This is a genomic window from Blastococcus sp. SYSU DS0619 (assembly GCF_054051035.1).
Genome location: NZ_JBJHAM010000018.1, coordinates 1 through 20,364 on the forward strand (window position 1 = coordinate 1; position 20,364 = coordinate 20,364).

The window sequence follows — 20,364 nt, forward strand, 5'->3', positions numbered from 1 at the left end:
GCGCGCCCCCGCCGCCCCGCCCCCCCCCCCCCCCCCCCCCCCCCCCCCCCCCCCCCCCCCCCCCCCCCCCCCCCCCCCCCCCCCCCCCCCCCCCCCCCCCCCCCCCCCCCCAGGACCCTTGTTGATCAGGTGACCTGATCAATGTCAGGCGGCGGCCGCCTCCGCGCGGTTGCGCTGGACGAGTCGCCCGCCGACCACGAAGGCCGGGACGGCGCCGAGCAGCATGATCCCGGCGAAGAGCAGCGGCGAGAAGGTCAGCGCCATGGCCAGGGCCAGCGAGGCGACCGCCGGGGCGAGCAGCCGGGCGCTCGTCGCCACCGGTCTGTCCAACGCCGAGATCGCCGCCCGGCTGTACCTGGGGGAGGCGACGGTCAAGACCCACGTCAGCCGGCTGCTGCTCGAGCTGGGGCTGCGCGACCGGGTGCAGGCGGTGGCGTTCGCCTACGAGAGCGGCCTGGTCACGCCGGGCGGACGCTGACGTCCGCCCGTAATCTGGGGCGACCACCGCCGGCTGTCCCCGGACGTCTGTGGTCGTCCCCGAGCCCCTCGAGACTCCCGGAGACCCGTGCTCGCTGTCCTGGCGCTCCACGTGCTGGCCGCCCTGCTGGCGCCCGTGCTCGTCCGGTCGTGGGGCCGGCAGGCGTTCCTCGTGCTGGCGCTCGTGCCGGCGGCGGGCTTCGGCTGGGTCCTGACCCGCCTGCCCGTGGTGACCGGCGGCGGCGCGGTCACCGAGACCGCCCCGTGGGTGCCGGCGCTCGACCTGGGCATCGCCCTGCGGCTGGACGCGCTCGCGCTGCTGTTCGCCCTGCTGGTCACCGGGGTCGGCGCCCTCGTGCTGCTCTACTGCTCCCGCTACTTCGAGCCCGACGACGACGGGGCCGGCCGCTTCGCCGGGCACCTCACCGCCTTCGCCGGCTCCATGCTCGGTCTGGTCCTCGCCGACGACCTGCTCCTGCTCTACGTGTTCTGGGAGCTCACGACCGTCTTCTCCTTCCTGCTCATCGGCGGCACGGGCACCAAGCTCGCTGCCCGGCGGGCGGCGAGCCAGGCGCTGATCCTCACCACGGCCGGCGGCCTGGCCATGCTGGTGGGGCTGATCATGATCGGCGAGACCAGCGGCAGCTACCTGCTGTCGGAGGTCGTCGCCGACCCCGGCAGCGGGCCGTTCCTGGTCGCCGGGACGATGCTCGTCCTCGCCGGGGCGGTCACGAAGTCGGCGATGGTCCCGTTCCACTTCTGGCTGCCGGCCGCCATGGAGGCGCCGACCCCGGTCAGCGCCTACCTGCACGCCGCCGCCATGGTGAAGGCCGGCATCTACCTGGTCGCCCGCTTCGCCCCCGGCTTCGCCGAGGTGCCGGGCTGGCGGCCCGTGGTGCTCGGGCTGGGCGTGGCGACCATGCTCGTCGGCGGCTACCGGGCGCTCCGGCAGAACGACCTCAAGCTGCTGCTGGCCTTCGGCACGGTCAGCCAGCTCGGCTTCCTCATGGTCCTGGTGGGTGCGGGGACCAGGGAGCTGGCCGCCGCCGGGCTGGCGATGACGCTGGCGCACGCGCTGTTCAAGTCCACCCTCTTCCTGACCGTCGGCGTCATCGACCACGCCACGGGCGTCCGCGACCTGCGCCAGCTCTCCGGGCTCGGCCGCCGGCTGCCCGTGCTGGCGGTCGTCGGCGGCCTGGCCGGGGCCTCCATGGCGGGGCTGCCGCCGCTGCTCGGTTTCGTGGGCAAGGAGGCGGCGTTCACCGCGCTGTGGGAGGGCGGCCTGCCCGACCGCACCGCCGCCGTGCTGGTGCTGACCGGGCTGGTCGCCGGGTCGGCGCTCACCGCCGGCTACACGGCCCGCTTCCTGTGGGGTGCGTTCGCCCGCAAGGGCGGCCTGCCGCCCACCGCGCCGGCCGAGCTCATCCACCCGCCGGGGCCGCTGTTCCTCGCCGCGCCGGTGGTCCTGGCCCTGACCGGGCTGGTCGCCGGCCCGGCCAGCCCGCTGCTCGAGCCGCTCGTCGCCGGCTACGCCGACCGCATGCCGCTGATCGCCCCCGAGGCGGAGGAGCTCGCGCTGTGGCACGGCGTCCAGCCCGCGCTGGGGCTGTCCGCGCTCACCCTGCTCGGGGGTGCCGCGCTGTTCGCCGCCCGGCGCCCGGTGTTCCGCCTGCAGCGGCGGCTGGCGGTCGGGGCCTCGGCCGACGAGGGCTACTGGAACACGATGCAGGCGCTCGACCGCGTCGCCGTCCTCGTCACCGGGACCACGCAGCGCGGCTCCCTGCCGGCCTACCTGGGGACGATCCTGGTCGTCGTGCTGGCCCTGCCCGGCTCGGTGCTGCTGTTCCTCGCGCCGTGGCCGGCGGAGTGGCGGGCGTGGGACAGCCCGATCCAGGCGCTCGTCGGGGCGGTCGTCGTCATCGCCGCCGTGCTGGCCCTCAGCATCCGCCAGCGGCTGTCCGCCGTGCTCGTCGTGGGCGTCTCCGGCTACGGGCTCGCGGTGCTGTTCGCCCTGCACGGGGCGCCCGACCTGGCGCTCACCCAGTTCCTGGTCGAGACGCTCACGCTGGTGGTCTTCGTGCTGGTCCTGCGCAAGCTGCCCAAGGACATCACCGAGCGGCACCGGCCCCGCGAACGCGCGGTGCGCGGTGCCGTCGCCGTCGCCGTCGGGCTGGTGATGGCCGGAGCCGGGGCGGTGGCGCTCGGCGCCCGCGACGCCGAGCCGGTGTCCCTCGCCTACCCGGATGCCGCCTACGAGCTCGGCGGCGGGCAGAACGTCGTCAACGTGACCCTGGTCGACATCCGGGCGTGGGACACCCTGGGGGAGATCTCCCTGCTCGTCGTCGCCGCGACCGGCATCGCCAGCCTCGTGTTCCTGCGCCGGCGCACCGGGAGCGTCGACCGGCTCGACCCCGTGCGCCTGGCCCGCCAGGAGAAGCGGTCCCGCCGGGCCCCGCGGCGTCAGTGGCTCTCGGCCTCCGCCGCGCTCTCGCCCGAGCGGCGCTCGGTGGTGCTCGAGGTGGTCACCCGGATCCTGTTCCACTCGATCGTCGTCTTCTCGGTGTTCCTGCTGTTCAGCGGGCACAACCAGCCCGGCGGCGGCTTCGCCGGCGGCCTGGTCGCCGGGCTCGCGCTCGTTCTGCGGTACCTGGCCGGTGGCCGCTACGAGCTGGGCGAGGCCGCGCCTGTGGACCCGGGGCTGCTCCTGGGCGCGGGCCTGCTGCTGGCCGGCGGCACCGGCGTCACCGGGCTGCTGCTCGGGGCGGAGGTCCTGGAGACGGCGATCCTGGAGACGGCGCTGCCCGTGCTGGGCGACGTCAAGCTGGTGACCTCGCTGTTCTTCGACGTCGGCGTCTACCTGATCGTGGTGGGCCTGGTGCTCGACATCCTCCGCAGCCTGGGCGCCGAGCTGGACCGCCAGGCCGACGAGCACGACCCGATCGACGCCGCGCCCGGCGAGGTGATCGCCCGATGACGCCGACCGTCGTCCTGCCGGTGGTGATCGGCGCGCTCTACGCCGCGGGGGTCTACCTGCTGCTCGACCGCAGCCTCACCCGGGTGCTGCTGGGCTTCCTGGTGCTGGGCAACGCCACCAACCTGCTGCTGCTGTCCACCGGCGGCCCGGCCGGGCTCGCGCCGATCGTCGGGTACGCCGAACCGGAGGAGATGAGCGATCCGCTGCCGCAGGCGCTGATCCTGACCGCCATCGTGATCACGTTCGGCATCGCCTCGTTCGTGCTGGCGATCATCTACCGGTCCTGGCGGCTGGTCCGGCAGGAGGTCGTGCAGGTGGACGAGGAGGACCGGCGGGTCGCCCGCCGGTCGGGCACCGACGCCGACGAGATCGACCCCGACGACCTCGCGCCCGAGGACCGCTCGGCGGCGCACGCCGACACCGGGGTGAGCGACGAGGACGTCGCGGCGCGGCTCGAGCGGGACTACGCCGGGATCCCCTCCGACGACGTCGACCTGCCCCCGACCCGGCGGAGGCGCCGGTGACCGGCGTCCTCGCCCCGCTCCCCGTCCTGCTGCCGCTGCTCGGGGCCGCCGTCGCCCTGATCGTCGGCGGACGGCACCCGTACGTGCAGCGGATGCTGAGCGTGCTGGTGCTGAGCTCGGTGCTCGCCGTCTCGGTGGCCCTCCTGGTGCTCGCCGACGCGGAGGGCGCGGTGGCGGTGTCGCTGGGTGGCTGGCCGGTGCCGCTGGGCATCGTGCTGGTCGTCGACCGGCTCTCGGCGCTGATGCTCGTGGTGGCGGCGACGGTGGCGCTGGGGGTGCTGTTCTTCGCCGTGGGGCAGGGCGCGGCCGACGGCGACGAGGAGACGCCGATCTCGATCTTCCACCCGACGTTCCTCGTGCTCATCGCCGGCGTGGCCAACGCCTTCCTGGCCGGCGACCTGTTCAACCTCTACGTCGGTTTCGAGATCCTGCTGACCGCCAGCTACGTGCTGCTGACCCTCGGCGGCTCGGCCGCGCGCATCCGCGCCGGGATCACCTACATCGTGGTCAGCCTGCTCAGCTCGCTGCTGTTCCTGGCGGCGATCGCGCTGGTCTACGCCTCGACCGGCACGGTCAACATGGCGCAGCTGGCCGGGCGGCTGGCGGACCTGCCGGAGGGCACCCAGCTGCTGCTGCAGTCGATGCTGCTCATCGCGTTCTGCATCAAGGCGGCGGTCTTCCCGCTGTCGGCGTGGCTGCCCGACAGCTACCCGACCGCCCCGGCACCGGTCACCGCGGTCTTCGCCGGGCTGCTCACCAAGGTCGGCGTCTACGCGGTCATCCGCACCCAGACGCTGCTGTTCCCCGGGGGCGGGCTGGACCGGGTGCTGATGTGGGCGGCGCTGGCCACGATGCTGATCGGCATCCTGGGCGCGGTGGCGCAGACCGACATCCGGCGGATCCTGTCGTTCACGCTGGTCAGCCACATCGGCTACATGATCTTCGGGATCTCCCTGGCCTCGGAGGCGGGCCTGGCCGGCGCGGTCTTCTACGTCGTCCACCACATCGCCATCCAGACCACGCTGTTCCTCGTCGCCGGGCTGATCGAACGGCAGGGCGGGTCGACGTCCGTCGACCGCCTCGGCGGGCTGGCCACCGCGTCCCCGCTGCTGGCCGTGCTCTTCTTCGTGCCCGCGATGAACCTGGCGGGCATCCCGCCGTTCTCCGGCTTCATCGGCAAGCTGGGGCTGCTCGAGGCCGGGATCGCCGACGGCGGCGGGCTGCCGGTCGCCGTGGTCGGCGCCGGTGTGGTGGCCAGCCTGCTCACCCTGCTGGCCATCTCCCGGGTCTGGTCCCGGGCCTTCTGGCGCCCGCCGGCCCAGCCGCCGGGCGCCGACACCGACGCCGCGGCCGCGGCCGACGCCGGGCCGGAACTCGGCCCCGCGCCGCTGCCCGGGCCCGCCGACGAGCACCAGCCCGCCGGCGAGAAGGAGACCGCGGCGGACGACGACGCCGCATCCCTGCTGACCGGCACCCCCCGGCGGGCGGCGGCCCGGCGCGCGGCCTGGGCGCGGCACACCGCGGTGGCGACCGCAGCCACCCCACCCACCGACGGGTTCGGCGGGGATCCGGAGGACGGGCTGGCATCCGCGCGGCCGCTGCCACGGGTGATGGTGGGGGCGACGACGGCGATGGTGGTGGTGACCGTCGGGCTCACCGCGATCGCCGGGCCGCTCTACGGCGTCGCCGAGCGCGCGGCCGAGGACCTCCGCGACCGGGATCCCTACGTCGGGGCCGTCATCGGGGTGGAGGAGGCGCCGTGACCGACGAGCCGTCGGGCGTCGCCCACCAGCTGCGGCACCAGCTGCCGCTGCTGGTCTGGCTGGTGCTCGTCTGGAACTTCCTGTGGGGCACGTGGTCGTGGGCCAACCTGCTCGGCGGGATCGCGGTCGCCCTGCTGGTGACCGTGCTGCTGCCGCTGCCACCGGTCGTGGGCGGCACCCGCGTGCGTCCGCTGGGCTTCCTGCGCTTCGTCGGCTACTTCCTCGTCGACCTGGTGACGTCGGGCGCGGAGGTCGCGTGGCAGACCGTCCGGCCGCGGGGGATCGGTCGCAGCGCCATCATCCGGGTGCAGCTGCGCACCGACTCCGACCTGCTGCTGACGATCCTGGCCGAGTCGCTCACCCTGGTGCCGGGCTCGATGGTGGTCGACATGGACCGCGAGCGGCGGACGCTGGCGGTGCACATCCTGCACGTGGAGGACGAGAGCGACGTGCTGCGCCAGAGGGAGTCGGTCCTGGCCCAGGAGGAGCGGGTGGTGCGCGCCTTCGGGTCCGCCGCCGAGATCGCCGCACTGGGCCTGTCGCCGGGTGAGCGGGCCGAGACCCCGGGGAGGCGGACGCCGTGACCGTCGTCTACTGGCTGGCCTACGGGATGCTCGGCATCGGGGCGCTGCTCGCGCTGGTCCGGCTCGCCCGCGGTCCGTCGCTGCTGGACCGGGTGGTGGCCACCGACACCCTGCTGGTCGTCATCGCGGCGGGGCTGGCCGTGCACGCGGCGCTGGAGCGGGACCCGACCGTGGTCCCCGTGCTGGTCGTGGTGTCGCTGCTGGCGTTCGTCGGCTCGGTGTCGGTGGCGCGCTACATCGGCGGCATGATGCTGCGCTCGCCGCAGCAGGAACCGGCGGACCGGGCGGCGGGGGAGGTGCCGCGGTGAACGACATCTCCACCGCCGGTGACGTCGTCGCCGTCGGGCTGCTGCTCATCGGGTCGTTCCTGTGCCTCACCGCCGGCCTGGGGCTGCTGCGGTTCCCCGACGTCCTGACCCGGATGCACGCCGGGACCAAGCCGCAGGTCCTGGGCTTCCTGCTGGTCATGCTCGGGGGCGCCATCCGGCTGCAGGGCTGGTCGACGACCTGGATGCTGCTGCTGGTCGCGGCGTTCCAGATGCTCACCGCGCCGGTGAGCGCGCACATGATCAGCCGGGTGGCCTACCGGCGGCGACACGTCCGGCGGGACCTGCTGCTGGTCGACGACCTGCGCAGCGGCGAGGCGCGGGACAGCGTGTACCGCGGGGACGAGCCGGCCGACGCGCCGCCGGAGGAGCCGGGCCGGGCCCTGGAGCAGAGCCGCCGGGAGGACGAGGCCCACCGGGAGCAGCCCGGCTGACCCCGCCCTCCGCGGCGGTGCGGTCCTAGCGCTGGTCCCGGTTGACCGCGGAGACGACGGCGCGCAGCGAGGCGGTGACGATGTTCGGGTCGATGCCCACGCCCCACAGCACCCGGTCGCCGACGGCGCACTCGACGTAGGCCGCCGCGCGGGCGTCGCCGCCGGCGGACATGGCGTGCTCGGCGTAGTCGAGGACGCGGACGTCGACGTCGAGCGTCTTCAGCGCGTCCACGAACGCGGCGATCGGGCCGTTGCCGCGGCCCTCCACCGTCACCGGTACGCCCTGGTCGACGAGCTCCACGACCATCTCGTCGAGGGAGTCGCCGTGCGCGGTGTGCCGGTGGCCGGCCAGCGAGAAGCGGCCCCACGGTGCGGCCGCGTCCGGCAGGTACTCGTTGCTGAACGCGGTCCACATCTGCGCGGCGGTGACCTCGCCGCCCTCGTCGTCGGTGTGCCGCTGGATGACCGCGCTGAACTCGATCTGCAGCCGGCGCGGCAGGTCCAGGTGGTTCTCGGTCTTCATGATGTAGGCGACGCCGCCCTTGCCGGACTGGCTGTTCACCCGGATGACGGCCTCGTAGCTGCGCCCGACGTCCTTGGGGTCGATCGGCAGGTAGGGGACCGCCCACGCCTGCTGCTCGACCGGGACGCCGGCGGCCCGCGCGTCGGCCTCCAGCGCCTTGAAGCCCTTGTTGATGGCGTCCTGGTGGGAGCCGGAGAAGGCGGTGTAGACCAGGTCGCCGCCGTACGGGTGCCGCTCGTGCACGCCCAGCTGGTTGCAGTACTCGACGGTGCGGCGGATCTCGTCGATGTCGGAAAAGTCGATCTGCGGGTCGATGCCCTGGCTGAAGAGGTTCAGGCCCAGGGTCACCAGGTCGACGTTGCCGGTGCGCTCGCCGTTGCCGAACAGGCAGCCCTCGATGCGGTCGGCCCCGGCGCGGTAGCCGAGCTCCGCGGCGGCGACGGCGGTGCCCCGGTCGTTGTGCGGGTGCAGGCTCAGCACGACCGAGTCGCGCCGGCCGAGGTTGCGGTGCATCCACTCGATCTGGTCGGCGTAGACGGTCGGCTCGGCCATCTCGACGGTCGCCGGCAGGTTGAGGATGGTCGGCCGGTCGGGGGTGGGCTCCCAGACGTCGGTGACGGCGTTGCAGATCTCGACGGCGAAGTCGAGCTCGGTGCCGGTGAAGGACTCGGGGGAGTACTCGAAGCGGATGTCGGTCTCGGGCATCTGCTCCGCCAGCTTGCGCACCAGCCGGGCGCCGTGGACGGCGATGTCGACGATGCCGGAGCGGTCGGAGCCGAACACGACCCGCCGCTGCAGCGTCGACGTCGAGTTGTAGAGGTGCACGATCGCCTGCTCGGCGCCGCGCAGGGACTCGAAGGTGCGCTCGATCAGCTCGTCCCGGGCCTGGGTGAGCACCTGGATCGTCACGTCGCCCGGGATCAGGTCGTCCTCGATCAGCTGGCGGACGAAGTCGTAGTCGGTCTGGCTGGCCGCCGGGAAGCCGACCTCGATCTCCTTGTAACCCATGCGGACGAGCAGGTCGAACATGCGCCGCTTGCGGTCGGGCGTCATCGGGTCGATCAGCGCCTGGTTGCCGTCGCGCAGGTCGACCGCGCACCAGCGCGGGGCTGCGGTGGTGACCGTGTCGGGCCAGGTGCGGTCGGGCAGCACCACGGGGGTGAAGGGCGCGTAGCGGTGGACCGGCATCCGGGAGGGCTGCTGCGGATGGCGGGCGTGCGGGTGGGTGTCGCTCATGGGGAGGCTCCTGGTGCGGGCTGCTCGTGCGCGGAGTGCGCACGGCTCCGTAGACGGTCAGCGGGCGTCGGGAACGCCTGAACCCCGCGGCGAGGAAGCCGACCTAGGAGAGGGCCTCGCCGCGGCGGGTAAGCAGGAGGCTGCCGCGCACGCCGCCCACGGTAGCAGCGGGTCAGCCCAGATCGCAGCGGCACGGGCAGCCGTCGGCGTGGACGGGAGGCCCGTCCCGGTCGTCGAGCTCGTCGCAGGCGGGCGGGCAGGTGCAGGTGAACGGGTCGGGCAGCCCGGCCAGCTCGCCGGCGAGTAACCGCCGTTCGAGCTCCTCCCGGGACCGGCGCCACCGCGCCGCCCGGCGTGCCTCCGCGCGCTCCTCGGGCGAGTCGCCGGGTTGCGGGCGCAGGTGGTCGTCGGGCCGGTTCTCCGTGCGGCTCCCCGGGAGACCCCACGGGGAGCGGCGGCCGAACGTGTAGATCGGCCGGGACCGGTCGCGCCGGTCCTCCCACCGCGAGGACCGCTCGTCGCTCAGCACCGTGTCCAGGTGGGCGGGGAACTGCCGTCCGGCCGCGTCGCGAACGGTGTCGCCGGCCATCCCGCAGACCTCGCGTCCGTGGCCGTCGAGCAGTCCGAGCCGCAGCCCGGCCAGTCCCGCGGCGGCCGCCAGCAGGCGTGCGTCCATGCCCGTGGTGCCCGCCTCCACGGCGGCGACCGTGGACTTCGAGACGTGGAGTTCGGTCGCGAGCTCACGCTGCGACAGATCGGCTCGGCGGCGGATCCGCCGGAGCAGGCCGCGCAGATCGAAGTCCGGTACGGGGGAGGCGTCGGCCACCGGACGAGCGTGGCCCCGTTGTGGGTCGGTCGTGAGTCTCGTCCGTGATCTGTGGACAGTCCGACTCTGCCCACATCAGCTGGGCAGAGTCGGACTGTGCCGGGGTGGTGTCCTGGTGGCCTTCTGTCTCTGCCCACACCGGCTGGGCAGAGTCGGACTGTGCCGGGGTGGTGTCCTGGTGGCCTTCTGTCTCTGCCCACACCGGCTGGGCAGAGTCGGACTGTCCGGGAAGACCAGCTGGCGGCGAGGGGCAGCGTTGCTCGCTCGGGGTGGACTCAGAAGCTCTTGGCCAGGCGCATGCGCAGCGGCCGGCCGTCGGGGTCGACGACCAGCCGGTAGAGCGGCGTCGCCCACAGGCGGGTGAGCAGCGGGAGCGGCTCGGCGCGGTGCGGGCGGAGCCGGCCCGGCGGCCGTGGGCCCCGCTGCCCGCCGAGGTGCCAGCCGTCGAGGGCGGCGGCACGCGCCTCGAGGGTGGCCACGAATGCCGCGGGGTCGATCGCGAGCTCGTCCTCGCTGCCGTCGTCGGGGAGGCCCAGGTGCTCGCGGGCGAGCCGGAGTCGCAGGTCGCGCGCGAAGGTCCGGGCGCCGTCACCGGTACCCGCCGGATCGCGGGGTTCCCGCGCGTCCAGGGTGGTGTCGAGGACCGCCGCGGACAGCTCGCTGTCGTGGGTCCAGGAGCGCCGGTTGAAGTTGTCGCTGCCGACCGCGGCCCACGTGTCGTCGATGACGCAGACCTTGGCGTGCACGTACACCGGCATACCGGCGGGGTTCTCCACGTCGAAGACGTGCACCCGACCCGGCCCGGCCTCCTTGCACCGCTGGATCGCCTGCCGGTGCCCGATGTACTGCGGCACCTCGGAGAACCGGCCCTCGTGGTCCGGCGCGCGGGGGACGATCACGACCAGGTGCAGGTCGGGCGAGTCGGTCAGCGCGTCGCAGAACAGCCGGGCGACGTCGGCCGACCACAGGTACTGGTCCTCGATGTAGACCAGCCGCCGGGCCCGGTTCACGGCTTTGCGGTAGCCGCGGGCGACCGAGCGCTCGCCCTCGGGTGCGAAGTCGTAGGACGCGCGGATCGTGGGGTAGGTCCGGAGCGGCTGCACCAGGTGCGGCCCGCAGGGCGGCGGCGGGGGGAGCGGGTCCGGCAGCTTCTCCGGCTGCAGCCGGGCACTGTTCAGCTTGCCGCGCACCCAGGCGATCGGGTTGTGGGCCAGCGGGTTCGTGGGATCGTCCCAGCGCTCCCGGAAGACGGTCTCGATCGCGGCCACCGCCGGCCCGCGGATCTGCAGCTGGACGTCGTGCCACGCGGGCCGGTCCCCGTACAGGCCGGCCATGGGCACCGGCTGCGGGTCGCCGGCGTGCTCGGCGTCGTCCCGTCGGCCGTGGCACAGGTCGATGCCGCCGACGAACGCGACGTCGCGGGCCGGGTCCCGGGGGTGCCGGGCGACCACGAACTTCTGGTGGTGGGAGCCCATCCAGCGCACCCGCTGGTCGAGCACCACCCGGCCACCGGCCTGCTCGACCTCGCGGTCCAGTGCGCGGTTCTGCTCCTTGCTGAACTGCATCCGGTCCATGTGCGAGCGCCACACCAGCCCGCGGACGCACACCCCGCGGTCCAGCGCCCGGGCGAAGAGCTCGGCGACGGTGGGGCCGCCGTCGCGGAGCTGCTCGTCGGGGTCGCCGCGCCAGTCGGTGAAGTACAGGTGGTCGCCGGCGCCCATGCCGTCCACCACGTCGACCAGCCGGTCGAAGTAGGCGGCGCCGTGGACGAGGGGCTCGGCCAGGTTCCCCTCGGTCCACGCGGACAGGTCGGACGCGGGGTTGCCGCGCTCCTCAGCGGTCAGCAGCCAGTCCGACGGATCATCCACCCGGTGATCTCATACTGCGGGAACCGGCGGACGCAACCACCGGTCCCGCATGCATCGTCGGTAGCCTGTGGACCCGTGGCCCTCGTCGTCCAGAAGTACGGCGGCTCCTCCGTCGCCTCCGCAGAGCACATGAAGCGTGTCGCCGAGCGGATCGTCGCCGCGAAGAAGAACGGCGACGACGTCGTCGTGGTCGTCTCCGCGATGGGCGACACGACCGACGAGCTGCTCGACATGGCGAGCCAGATCACCGACGACCCGCCCGGTCGCGAGCTCGACATGCTGCTCACCGCGGGCGAGCGGATCTCCATGGCGCTGCTGGCCATCGCCATCTCGCAGCACGGCTACGAGGCGCGGTCCTTCACCGGGTCGCAGGCCGGCGTCATCACCACCGGCAGCCACGGCAAGGCCCGGATCATCGACGTCACCCCGGGCCGGCTGCGCTCGGCGCTCGACGAGGGCTCGGTCGTCATCGTGGCCGGCTTCCAGGGCGTCAGCCAGGACACCAAGGACATCACCACCCTGGGCCGCGGCGGTTCCGACACCACCGCCGTCGCCGTGGCGGCGGCGCTGAACGCCGACGTCTGCGAGATCTACACCGACGTCGACGGCGTCTTCACCGCCGACCCGCGGATCGTCCCGAACGCCAAGCGGCTCGAGACCATCACCTACGAGGAGATGCTCGAGCTGGCGGCCTCCGGCGCCAAGGTGCTCATGCTGCGCTGCGTCGAGTACGCCCGCCGCTACGGCATCCCCGTGCACGTCCGCAGCTCCTACTCACAGCTCCCCGGCACGATCGTGGCCGGCTCGATGGAGGACCTCCCGGTGGAACAGGCGATCATCACGGGCGTCGCGCACGACCGCTCCGAGGGCAAGATCACCGTCTTCGGTGTGCCCGACCGGCCGGGTGAGGCCGCGCAGCTCTTCCGGGTCCTCGCCGACGCCGAGATCAACATCGACATGATCGTGCAGAACGTGTCGGCCGAGGCGAGCAAGCTGGCCGACATCTCCTTCACGCTGCCCAAGAGCGACGGCCCCGCGGCCCTCGCCGCCCTGGAGCGGGTGAAGCACACCGTCGGCTACACCGACGTGAGCTTCGACCAGCACATCGGCAAGGTCAGCCTGGTCGGCGCCGGCATGCGCTCGCACCCCGGTGTCTCCGCCAAGTTCTTCGGCGCGCTCGCCGACGCCGGCGTGAACCTGGAGCTGATCAGCACCTCGGAGATCCGCATCTCCGTGGTCTGCCGCGACACCGACGTCGACATCGCCGTCCGCGCGGTGCACGACGCGTTCGACCTCGGCTCCGACGTCGAGGCCGTGGTCTACGGAGGTACCGGACGATGACCTCGTTCAGCGACAGCGGCCTGCGGGTCGGCATCGTGGGCGCGACCGGCCAGGTGGGCCGGGTCGTGCGCGACATCCTGGCCGAGCGGGACTTCCCGCTGGCCGAGCTCCGCTTCTTCGCCTCTGCGCGCTCGGCCGGCTCCACGCTGCCGTGGGCCGGCGGCGAGATCACCGTCGAGGACGCCGCGACCGCCGACCCGACCGGCCTGGACATCGCGATCTTCTCCGCGGGTGCGACCACCTCGCGCGCCCAGGCGCCCCGGTTCGCCGCCGCCGGCGTCACGGTGATCGACAACAGCTCGGCCTTCCGGCGCGACCCGGAGATCCCGCTGGTCGTCAGCGAGGTCAACCCGGGTGACATCGCGAAGGCGCACGGCCGGATCATCGCCAACCCGAACTGCACCACCATGGCCGCGATGCCGGTGCTCAAGCCGCTGCACGACGAGGCCGGCCTGGTCCGCATCGTCGCCAGCACCTACCAGGCGGTCTCCGGCAGCGGGGTGGCCGGCGTCGACGAGCTCGACTGCCAGGTCAAGGCCGTCGTCGACAAGGCCGCGGAGCTGACCCACGACGGGTCGGCCGTCTCCTTCCCGGAGCCGCAGAAGTACGTGCGGCCGATCGCGTTCAACGTGCTGCCGATGGCCGGCTCGGTCGTCGACGACGGCAGCTTCGAGACCGACGAGGAGCAGAAGCTCCGCAACGAGAGCCGCAAGATCCTCGGCCTCCCCGAGCTGCGGGTCTCGGGCACCTGCGTGCGCGTGCCGGTCTTCACCGGGCACTCGCTCTCGCTCAACGTCGAGTTCGCCCGGCCGCTCACGGTGGAGCGGGCCACCGAGCTGCTGTCCGCGGCGCCCGGGGTCGAGCTCTCCGACGTCCCGAACCCGCTGCTGGCCGCCGGCCGCGACCCGAGCTACGTCGGCCGCATCCGGCAGGACCCCGGCGTCGACGACCGCCGCGGTCTCGCGCTGTTCGTGAGCAACGACAACCTGCGCAAGGGCGCCGCCCTCAACACCGTCCAGATCGCCGAGCTCATCGCCGCCCGCGGCCGCTGAGACCCGTGCCCGACGACGTCTCCGACGAGGACGCCTCGGCCGACGGGGGGCCGGTGTTCGCGCCGGAGCCGCGGCCGTGGCCGGGCCCCGACCGGTACACCCTGCTGGCCTGGGTCGAGCTCGAAGTGGCGCTCGAGGGCGGTGCCCGCCTCGATGCCGCGCACGCGGTGCTGAGCGACGGGATCGTGCACGCGTTCGGCCCCGGGATGTACGGCTGGGTGGCCGATGCGCTGGCCGCGGAAGGGCGCGACCCGCAGGAGCTCGGCGTCCTGCTGGACGACGACGCCCTCACCGAGCGGGTGCTGGCCGCGCTGCACGAGCGGATGGGGGCGGACGACGAGGCGCCCGAGCCGCCGGACACCCACCTCGTGTGGTCGGCGTTCTCGCCGGACGACCCGCAGGGGGGCCGGCGCGCGTTCCAGCGGGCGGTCCAGCGGCGGGCGCGGAACGCCCGCCGGGCGCTGCTGGAACCCCGCCGCCACCGGGTGGCCGGCCGGCGCGACCGCTGAGCCGCGCCGGCCGGGACCGTCAGGGCCGCACGTGCCGCAGCGCGAAGGCCAGGGCGACTTCCACCTGCCGGATGGTCTCCTCGATGACCAGCGAGCCGTGCCCGGCGTCGAACCGGTACACCTCGTGCTCCTTGCCCAGCTCCTCGAGCCGGCCCAGGTAGTTGTCGATCTGCCGGATCGGGCAGCGCGGGTCGTTCGCGCCGGCCACCACGAGCACCGGTGCGGCCACGGCGTCGACGTAGGTCAGCGGCGAGGAGCGCACGTACACGTCCCGGACCTCCTCCGGTGACCCGCCGAACAGCGCCCGGTCGTAGGCCCGCAGCCCCTCCATCTCGTCCTCGTAGGCGGCCAGGTAGTCGGCCACCGGCACCTCGGCGATCCCCGCCGCCCACCGCTCCGGCTGGGTGCCCAGCCCCAGCAGCGTGAGGAAGCCGCCCCACGAGCCGCCGGTCAGCAGCACCCGCTGCGGGTCGATCACGCCCTCGGCGACCAGCGCGTCGTAGACCGCGCCGATGTCCTCCAACTCGGTCAGCCCCGGACGCCCGGTGAGCGCGTCCCGCCAGGCCGAGCCGTAGCCGGTGGACCCGCGGTAGTTCACGTGCACGACCGCGTACCCGGCGTCGACGTAGGCGGCGCGGCGGGCGCGGTAGGAGTCGTCGTCGGCGGCCTCCGGGCCGCCGTGCACCAGGAACGCGGTGGCGTACGGCCCCGGCCCGGCGGGGCGCACCAGCAGCGCGTGCACGTCCCCGCCCGGTCCGGGGACCCAGCGGTCCTCCACCGGGTAGGCCGCCGGCGGCTCGTCGTCGCTCACCGAGAGCACGACCGGCCCGTCGGCCCGGCGGATCACCGGCGGCTGCGCCGAGTTGGACCACGCCAGCTCCACCGTGCCGTCGGGGCGGGCGGTGGCCCCGCGGACGACGCCCGGCGGCGTCTCCAGCTGCTCCAGCGCACCGGAGCCGAGGTCGTAGCGGTACAGCTCGCTCCGGGCGGCGTGGTCGTGCCCGACCAGCAGCGCGGACCCGTCGGGGTACCAGCCGGCGGTGACGTCACCGGGCAGGTCGAGCACGATCTCGGTCTCGGTGCCGGCGACGACGTCCCAGAGGAGCAGCTCCTCGCGGCCGCGCCGCTCGTGCCCGACCAGCAGCCGCCGGTCGCCGGGCAGCGGGGCGAACTCCAGGGCGTGCAGCCCCCGGCCCTCGCCGTCCCACTTCTCGCTCACCACGGAATCGTCGGCGGTCCGCAGCACGCGCAGCGCGGGGTAGCGCGGGTCGCCGTGCTCGGAGTGGGAGATGACCAGCAGCTCGTCGTCGCGGGTGAGCGCGTCCACCGACGCCGGATCGGGGTGCCGGTAGACCACCCGCGGCGTGCCGCCGGTGGGGGCCAGCCACAGCTCGCTGCCGTCGTCGGTGCTGCGGCCGATCGCGACCAGCGACCGCCCGATCTCCAGCCCCGCCGGGTAGGCCGGGCCCACCTCGGCGACCGCGACGGCGTCCTCGCCGCCCTCGAACGGCTGGGTCATCCACACGCCGAACTCGTCGCCGTCGTCGTCGGCGAACCACCAGATCGTCCCGCCGTCGGGGCTGAGGGTGGCGATCAGCGTGCCGTTGGGCCGGTCGGTCACCTGACGGTGGGTGCCGGTCTCCCGGTCCCACGCGTACTGCTCGACCACACCGCTGACGTCGGAGGAGTAGAGGTTGCGGTGCGGGGCCTCCTCGGCCCAGTCCGGCAGGGAGACGCGGGGCGCGCGGAACCGGGCCTGCCAGCGGGCGGTGACCTCGGGGGAGAGGGCGGGAACGGTGGGATCGGCGGTCACGGGGCTCATCTTCCCCCGGCGCCCGCCCCCGCCATCGGGGCGGCCCCGTCGGGCTCCGCCGCCTGCCGCTCCTCGACGCGGCGCCGCTCGGCGGCGGCGTCGCGCACGTCGCCGATCAGCTGCTCCAGCACGTCCTCCAGCGCCACGACGCCGGTGGTGCGGCCGTCGTCGACCACCCGGCCGAGGTGGGCGCCGGCCTTCCGCATGGCAGCCAGCACCTCGGGCAGCGGTTCGTCGGCCCGCAGCTCCACGAAGGGCAGCACGTCGCGGTCGGGCATCGGGTCGTCGCGGCGCTCGGTTGGCACGTCGAGCACGTCCTTCACGTGCACGAACCCGACCAGCTCGCCGTCGGCGCCCTGGACCGGGTACCGGCTGAAGCCGTGCTGGGCGACGACGTCCTCCAGCTCCCGGGGGGTCGTGCTGCGGGGCACGGTGACCAGCCGGTCCAGCGGCAGCACCACCGCGGCCAGGTCGGTGTGCTCGAAGGTGAGCGCGCCGGCGGCCAGCTCACCCATCTCCGTGCCCAGGTGCCCCTCCTGCTGGGACTGGTTGACCATGGAGCGGATCTGCGCCGAGTCGAAGCTGGCGGCGACCTCGTCGGTGGGCTGGACGCCGAAGAGCCGCACGAACGCGTTGGCGATCGTGTTGAAGAACCAGATGAACGGCTTGAGCAGGCGCACCATGACCGCCAGCGGGGGCCCGAGCACCAGCGCCGCCCGGTCCGGCCCGGCGATGGTGATGTTCTTTGGCACCATCTCGCCGATGACCATGTGCAGGACGGTCACGATCGACAGGGCGATCACCAGCGCGATCGGGTGCAGCAGCGCCTCCGGGATGCCGGCGGCCTCCAGCGGGACCTCGATCAGGTGCGCCACCGCCGGCTCCCCGACCGCGCCCAGGCCCAGCGAGCACAGCGTGATGCCCAGCTGGGCGCCGGCCATCATCTGCGACACGTTGCGCATGGCGGCGAGGGTCTTCACCGCGCGGGCCGAACCGGCGGCCGCACGGGGCTCGATCTGGTCGGCGCGGGTGGACACCAGCGCGAACTCGGCGGCGACGAAGAAGGCGTTGCCGAGCAGCAGGGCGACCAGGACCAGCAGGCTCACGGCGGTCATGCCGGCACCTCCTCGCGGACCCGGGACGCCGTGGCGCCACCGACGTCGGGCGCCGGCGGGTCGGCCGGCTCGCTCCGCTCGGCCCGCACCCGCGCCACCCGGCGTCCCTCCAGGGTCTCCACCCGCAGCCGGACGCCGTCCACGGTCACGCAGTCGCCTGCCTCGGGGAGGCGCTGCAGCTCGTCGGTGAGGAAGCCGGCCAGGGTCTCGTACCGGCCCTCCGGCACGGCGATGCCGGTGCGCTCGAGCACCTCGTCGGGGCGCAGCAGGCCCGAGAGGAGCCAGGTGTCGTCGTCGATGCGGCGCAGCGTGCGCAGCGGGCGGTCGGTCTCGTCGGTGATCTCCCCGACCAGCTCCTCCACGATGTCCTCCAGCGTCACCACCCCGTGCGTGGCGCCCCACTCGTCGACGACGAGGGCCAGCTGGAGCCCCTGGTCGCGCAGCAGGTCCAGCAGCCGCTCCAGGTGCATGGAGGAGGGGACGGCCAGCACCGGGACGGCGAGCTCACCGGCGGTGCGGTGGCCGCGCTCGGCCTCGGGCACCGCGACGGCGTGCTTCACGTGCACCACGCCGGTCACCTCGTCGAGGTCGGAGCCGTAGACCGGGAAGCGCGAGTTCCCGGAGCTGACCGCGGCGGAGATGACGTCGGCGGCGGTGGCGCTGGCCCGTAGCGTCCACAGCTGCGTCCGGGGGGTCATCACGTCGGTGGCGAACTTGCCGCCGAGCTGGAGGGACCGCTCCAGCAGCCGCGCCGCGACGGGGGAGAGGTCGCCGTCGGCAGCGGAGCGGCGGGCCACCGCGGCCAGCTCGTCGGCGTCCCGGGCGGTGTCCAGCTCCTCCCGCGGCTCGAACCCCAGCCGCCGGACGATGGCGTTCGACACCCGCTGCAGCGTGTGGACGACAGGGCCGGTGACGAGGGTGAACGCGCGCATGCCCGGGGCGATGAAGCCGGCGACCTGCAGCGGGTTGGCGATGGCCAGGTTCTTGGGTCCCAGCTCGCCCAGCAGCATCTGCAGCGTGGTCGCCAGCGCGATGGCCAGGCCGACCGACACCGCGGTGGTCGACGCGCCGGTCAGGCCCACGGACTCCAGCGGCCCGCGCAGCAGCTGGCCGATCGCGGGCTCGGCCAGGTAGCCGACCAGCAGCGTGGTGAGCGTGATGCCCAGCTGGGCGGCCGAGAGCTGGGTGGACAGCGACCGCAGCGCGCGGACGACGCCGTGCCCGCGGCGGTCACCGGCGGCGGCGGCCTCCTCGGCCCGGCCCCGGTCGACGGTGGTGAGGGAGAACTCGGCTGCGACGAAGAAGCCGGTGAGCGCCGTCAGGAGGACGGCGGCGAGGAGGAGCAGCCATTCGGTCATCGCGGCACCGGTGCCCCTCGCCGCGGCGGTCCAACCGGAACGTGGCCGGAACGACTCAGGGGCCGCCTTCCGGCGGCCCCTGAGCTGAGGGTCGGGGTGACAGGATTTGAACCTGCGGCCTCGTCGTCCCGAACGACGCGCGCTACCAAGCTGCGCCACACCCCGAGGTGCGCCGTCGAGTCTAGCGCTAGCCGCCGAACGGCTCGGCGGCGGGGGACCGCGGCTCAGGCCGGGCGCGCGGTGAGGGTCAGCAGGGTGGCCTCGGGCGGGCAGGCGAAGCGCACCGGGGCGTACGGGCTGGTGCCCAGGCCGGCCGACACGTGCAGCCAGGTGCCGGCCGGGTGCGCGGCCGACGGCGGCGCCCAGCGGTGCAGCCAGCGCACCCGGTCCCGGTCGATCCCGCAGTTGGTCACCAGCGCCCCGTAGAACGGCACCCGCAGCTGGCCGCCGTGCGTGTGCCCGCAGAGCAGCAGGTCGTAGCCGTCCGCGGCGAACCGGTCGAGCACCCGCGGCTCGGGGGAGTGGGCCAGCCCGATCCGCACGTCGGCGGCCGGGTCGGCCGGACCGGCGACGAGGTCGTAGCGGTCCAGCTTCAGGTGCGAGTCGTCGACGCCGGCGAAGACGATCCGCCGTCCGCCGACGGTCAGCTCGCCACGGTTGTTGGTGAGGTCCAGCCAGCCCCGGTCGCGCATGCCGTCGCGCAGCTCGCGCCAGGGCAGCTCGTCGCCGTGCACCCGCTTGTGGTCGCGCTTGAAGTACTTCAGCGGGTTCTTCGGCCGCGGCGCGTAGTAGTCGTTGCTGGCCAGCACGAAGGCACCCGGCCGGTCCATCAGCGGGCCGAGCGCGCGCAGCGTGGGCGGCACGGCGTCGAACCCGGCGAGGTTGTCCCCGGTGTTGATCACCAGGTCGGGACCGAGCGCGGCCAGGCCGGCGATCCATTCCTGCTTGCTCCGCTGACCGGCGGTCATGTGCAGGTCCGACAGCTGCAGGATCGTCAGCGGCGCGGAGCCGGGTGCCAGCACCGGGACGTCGAAGCGGCGCAGCGTCCAGCGGGTGCGTTCGTAGAGGCTCGCGTAGGCGGTCGCCGCCGCGCCCGAGGCGACGGCGGCGGTGGGGACGGCGGTGTACCAGCGCACACGTGCGAGCCTACGGGCGCACGCCGGGACGGCGTCATGTCAGGCTGGACCCGTGCCCGACCTCAAGGAACAGCTGCGCGCCGACCTGACCACCGCCATGAAGGCCCGCGACGAGCTGCGCACCGCCACGCTGCGCATGGTGCTCGCCGCCGTCAGCGCGGAGGAGGTGTCGGGCAAGGAGGCCCGCGAGCTCAGCGACGACGAGGTGCAGGCGGTGCTGCGCCGGGAGGCCAAGAAGCGCCGGGAGGCCGCCGAGGCGTTCGGCTCGGCCGGCCGTGCCGAGCAGGCCGCGCGCGAGCAGGCGGAGGGCGAGGTGCTCGCGGACTACCTGCCGGCGCAGCTGGCGGACGCCGACCTGACCGCGATCGTCGCCGACGTCGTCACCCGCACCGGCGCCTCGGGCATGAAGGACATGGGCAAGGTCATGGGTGCGGCCAACGGGATCGTGGCCGGGCGGGCCGAGGGGTCCCGCGTCGCCGCCGAGGTGCGCCGCCAGCTGGCCTGA

The 20,364-nt window shown here is 74.1% G+C and carries 18 protein-coding genes and 1 tRNA gene; 11 read left to right on the plus strand and 8 right to left on the minus strand.

The features are described from left to right. The first annotated feature begins 262 nt into the window (after positions 1-262). The 7 genes from ACI79T_RS16695 (at position 263) to mnhG (ending at position 7,082) form a co-directional block, all read left to right on the plus strand. Positions 263-478 carry a response regulator transcription factor gene (locus ACI79T_RS16695; protein ID WP_456611206.1) on the plus strand — a complete coding sequence of 72 codons (216 nt, stop codon included), beginning with the start codon at positions 263-265 and terminating at the stop codon, positions 476-478. Between the two features lie 87 nt (positions 479-565). Next, positions 566-3,451, plus strand: coding sequence for a Na+/H+ antiporter subunit A (locus ACI79T_RS16700; RefSeq protein WP_456611207.1), 2,886 nt, complete (start codon positions 566-568; stop codon positions 3,449-3,451). Beyond that, positions 3,448-3,975 (plus strand): Na(+)/H(+) antiporter subunit C, encoded by a 528-nt coding sequence (locus ACI79T_RS16705; RefSeq protein ID WP_456611208.1) that lies wholly within the window; start codon positions 3,448-3,450, stop codon positions 3,973-3,975. Before ACI79T_RS16700 ends, ACI79T_RS16705 begins: the two co-directional genes overlap by 4 nt. After that, entirely contained in the window at positions 3,972-5,738 is a 1,767-nt protein-coding gene (locus tag ACI79T_RS16710; RefSeq protein WP_456611209.1) for a Na+/H+ antiporter subunit D, read from the plus strand. The genes ACI79T_RS16705 and ACI79T_RS16710 overlap by 4 nt, the downstream gene beginning before the upstream one ends. After that, positions 5,735-6,322: a Na+/H+ antiporter subunit E gene (locus ACI79T_RS16715; RefSeq protein ID WP_456611210.1), complete on the plus strand. Its 588-nt coding sequence runs from the start codon at positions 5,735-5,737 to the stop codon at positions 6,320-6,322. Before ACI79T_RS16710 ends, ACI79T_RS16715 begins: the two co-directional genes overlap by 4 nt. Then, positions 6,319-6,630, plus strand: coding sequence for a monovalent cation/H+ antiporter complex subunit F (locus ACI79T_RS16720; RefSeq protein WP_456611211.1), 312 nt, complete (start codon positions 6,319-6,321; stop codon positions 6,628-6,630). The genes ACI79T_RS16715 and ACI79T_RS16720 overlap by 4 nt, the downstream gene beginning before the upstream one ends. Continuing rightward, positions 6,627-7,082: a monovalent cation/H(+) antiporter subunit G gene (mnhG, locus tag ACI79T_RS16725; protein WP_456611212.1), complete on the plus strand. Its 456-nt coding sequence runs from the start codon at positions 6,627-6,629 to the stop codon at positions 7,080-7,082. Before ACI79T_RS16720 ends, mnhG begins: the two co-directional genes overlap by 4 nt. A gap of 25 nt (positions 7,083-7,107) precedes the next feature. On the opposite strand, the gene leuA is transcribed toward mnhG, so the two are convergent. From leuA to ACI79T_RS16740, 3 genes are all read right to left on the minus strand, one after another. Continuing rightward, positions 7,108-8,841: a 2-isopropylmalate synthase gene (gene leuA, locus ACI79T_RS16730; protein WP_456611213.1), complete on the minus strand. Its 1,734-nt coding sequence runs from the start codon at positions 8,839-8,841 to the stop codon at positions 7,108-7,110. A 172-nt stretch (positions 8,842-9,013) separates the two neighbouring features. Then, on the minus strand, positions 9,014-9,667 hold the full coding sequence (locus ACI79T_RS16735; RefSeq protein WP_456611214.1) for a helix-turn-helix domain-containing protein: 654 nt from the start codon (positions 9,665-9,667) through the stop codon (positions 9,014-9,016). A 275-nt stretch (positions 9,668-9,942) separates the two neighbouring features. Continuing rightward, positions 9,943-11,535: a phospholipase D-like domain-containing protein gene (locus tag ACI79T_RS16740; RefSeq protein ID WP_456611215.1), complete on the minus strand. Its 1,593-nt coding sequence runs from the start codon at positions 11,533-11,535 to the stop codon at positions 9,943-9,945. Positions 11,536-11,610: 75 nt separating this feature from the next. On the opposite strand from ACI79T_RS16740, the gene ACI79T_RS16745 reads away from it, so the two are divergent. From ACI79T_RS16745 to ACI79T_RS16755, 3 genes are read left to right on the plus strand one after another with little or no spacing between them, the layout of a single operon-like run. After that, entirely contained in the window at positions 11,611-12,876 is a 1,266-nt protein-coding gene (locus ACI79T_RS16745; protein ID WP_456611216.1) for an aspartate kinase, read from the plus strand. Next, positions 12,873-13,928 (plus strand): aspartate-semialdehyde dehydrogenase, encoded by a 1,056-nt coding sequence (locus tag ACI79T_RS16750; protein WP_456611217.1) that lies wholly within the window; start codon positions 12,873-12,875, stop codon positions 13,926-13,928. The genes ACI79T_RS16745 and ACI79T_RS16750 overlap by 4 nt, the downstream gene beginning before the upstream one ends. A 5-nt stretch (positions 13,929-13,933) precedes the next feature. Next, positions 13,934-14,437, plus strand: coding sequence for a hypothetical protein (locus tag ACI79T_RS16755; protein WP_456611218.1), 504 nt, complete (start codon positions 13,934-13,936; stop codon positions 14,435-14,437). Between the two features lie 19 nt (positions 14,438-14,456). On the opposite strand, the gene ACI79T_RS16760 is transcribed toward ACI79T_RS16755, so the two are convergent. From ACI79T_RS16760 to ACI79T_RS16780, 5 genes are all read right to left on the minus strand, one after another. Beyond that, positions 14,457-16,250 carry a prolyl oligopeptidase family serine peptidase gene (locus ACI79T_RS16760; protein WP_456611219.1) on the minus strand — a complete coding sequence of 598 codons (1,794 nt, stop codon included), beginning with the start codon at positions 16,248-16,250 and terminating at the stop codon, positions 14,457-14,459. A 5-nt stretch (positions 16,251-16,255) separates the two neighbouring features. Then, a complete protein-coding gene (locus ACI79T_RS16765) occupies positions 16,256-17,365 on the minus strand; it encodes a hemolysin family protein (RefSeq protein ID WP_456611220.1) in 1,110 nt (369 codons plus the stop codon). Continuing rightward, positions 17,362-18,723 (minus strand): hemolysin family protein, encoded by a 1,362-nt coding sequence (locus tag ACI79T_RS16770; protein ID WP_456611221.1) that lies wholly within the window; start codon positions 18,721-18,723, stop codon positions 17,362-17,364. Before ACI79T_RS16770 ends, ACI79T_RS16765 begins: the two co-directional genes overlap by 4 nt. A 91-nt stretch (positions 18,724-18,814) precedes the next feature. Then, positions 18,815-18,888: transfer RNA gene (locus tag ACI79T_RS16775), tRNA-Pro, on the minus strand. A 59-nt stretch (positions 18,889-18,947) separates the two neighbouring features. Further along, a complete protein-coding gene (locus ACI79T_RS16780; protein WP_456611222.1) occupies positions 18,948-19,859 on the minus strand; it encodes a metallophosphoesterase in 912 nt (303 codons plus the stop codon). Between the two features lie 52 nt (positions 19,860-19,911). Between ACI79T_RS16780 and ACI79T_RS16785 the strand changes: the two genes are divergently transcribed. Continuing rightward, entirely contained in the window at positions 19,912-20,364 is a 453-nt protein-coding gene (locus tag ACI79T_RS16785) for a GatB/YqeY domain-containing protein (RefSeq protein WP_456611223.1), read from the plus strand.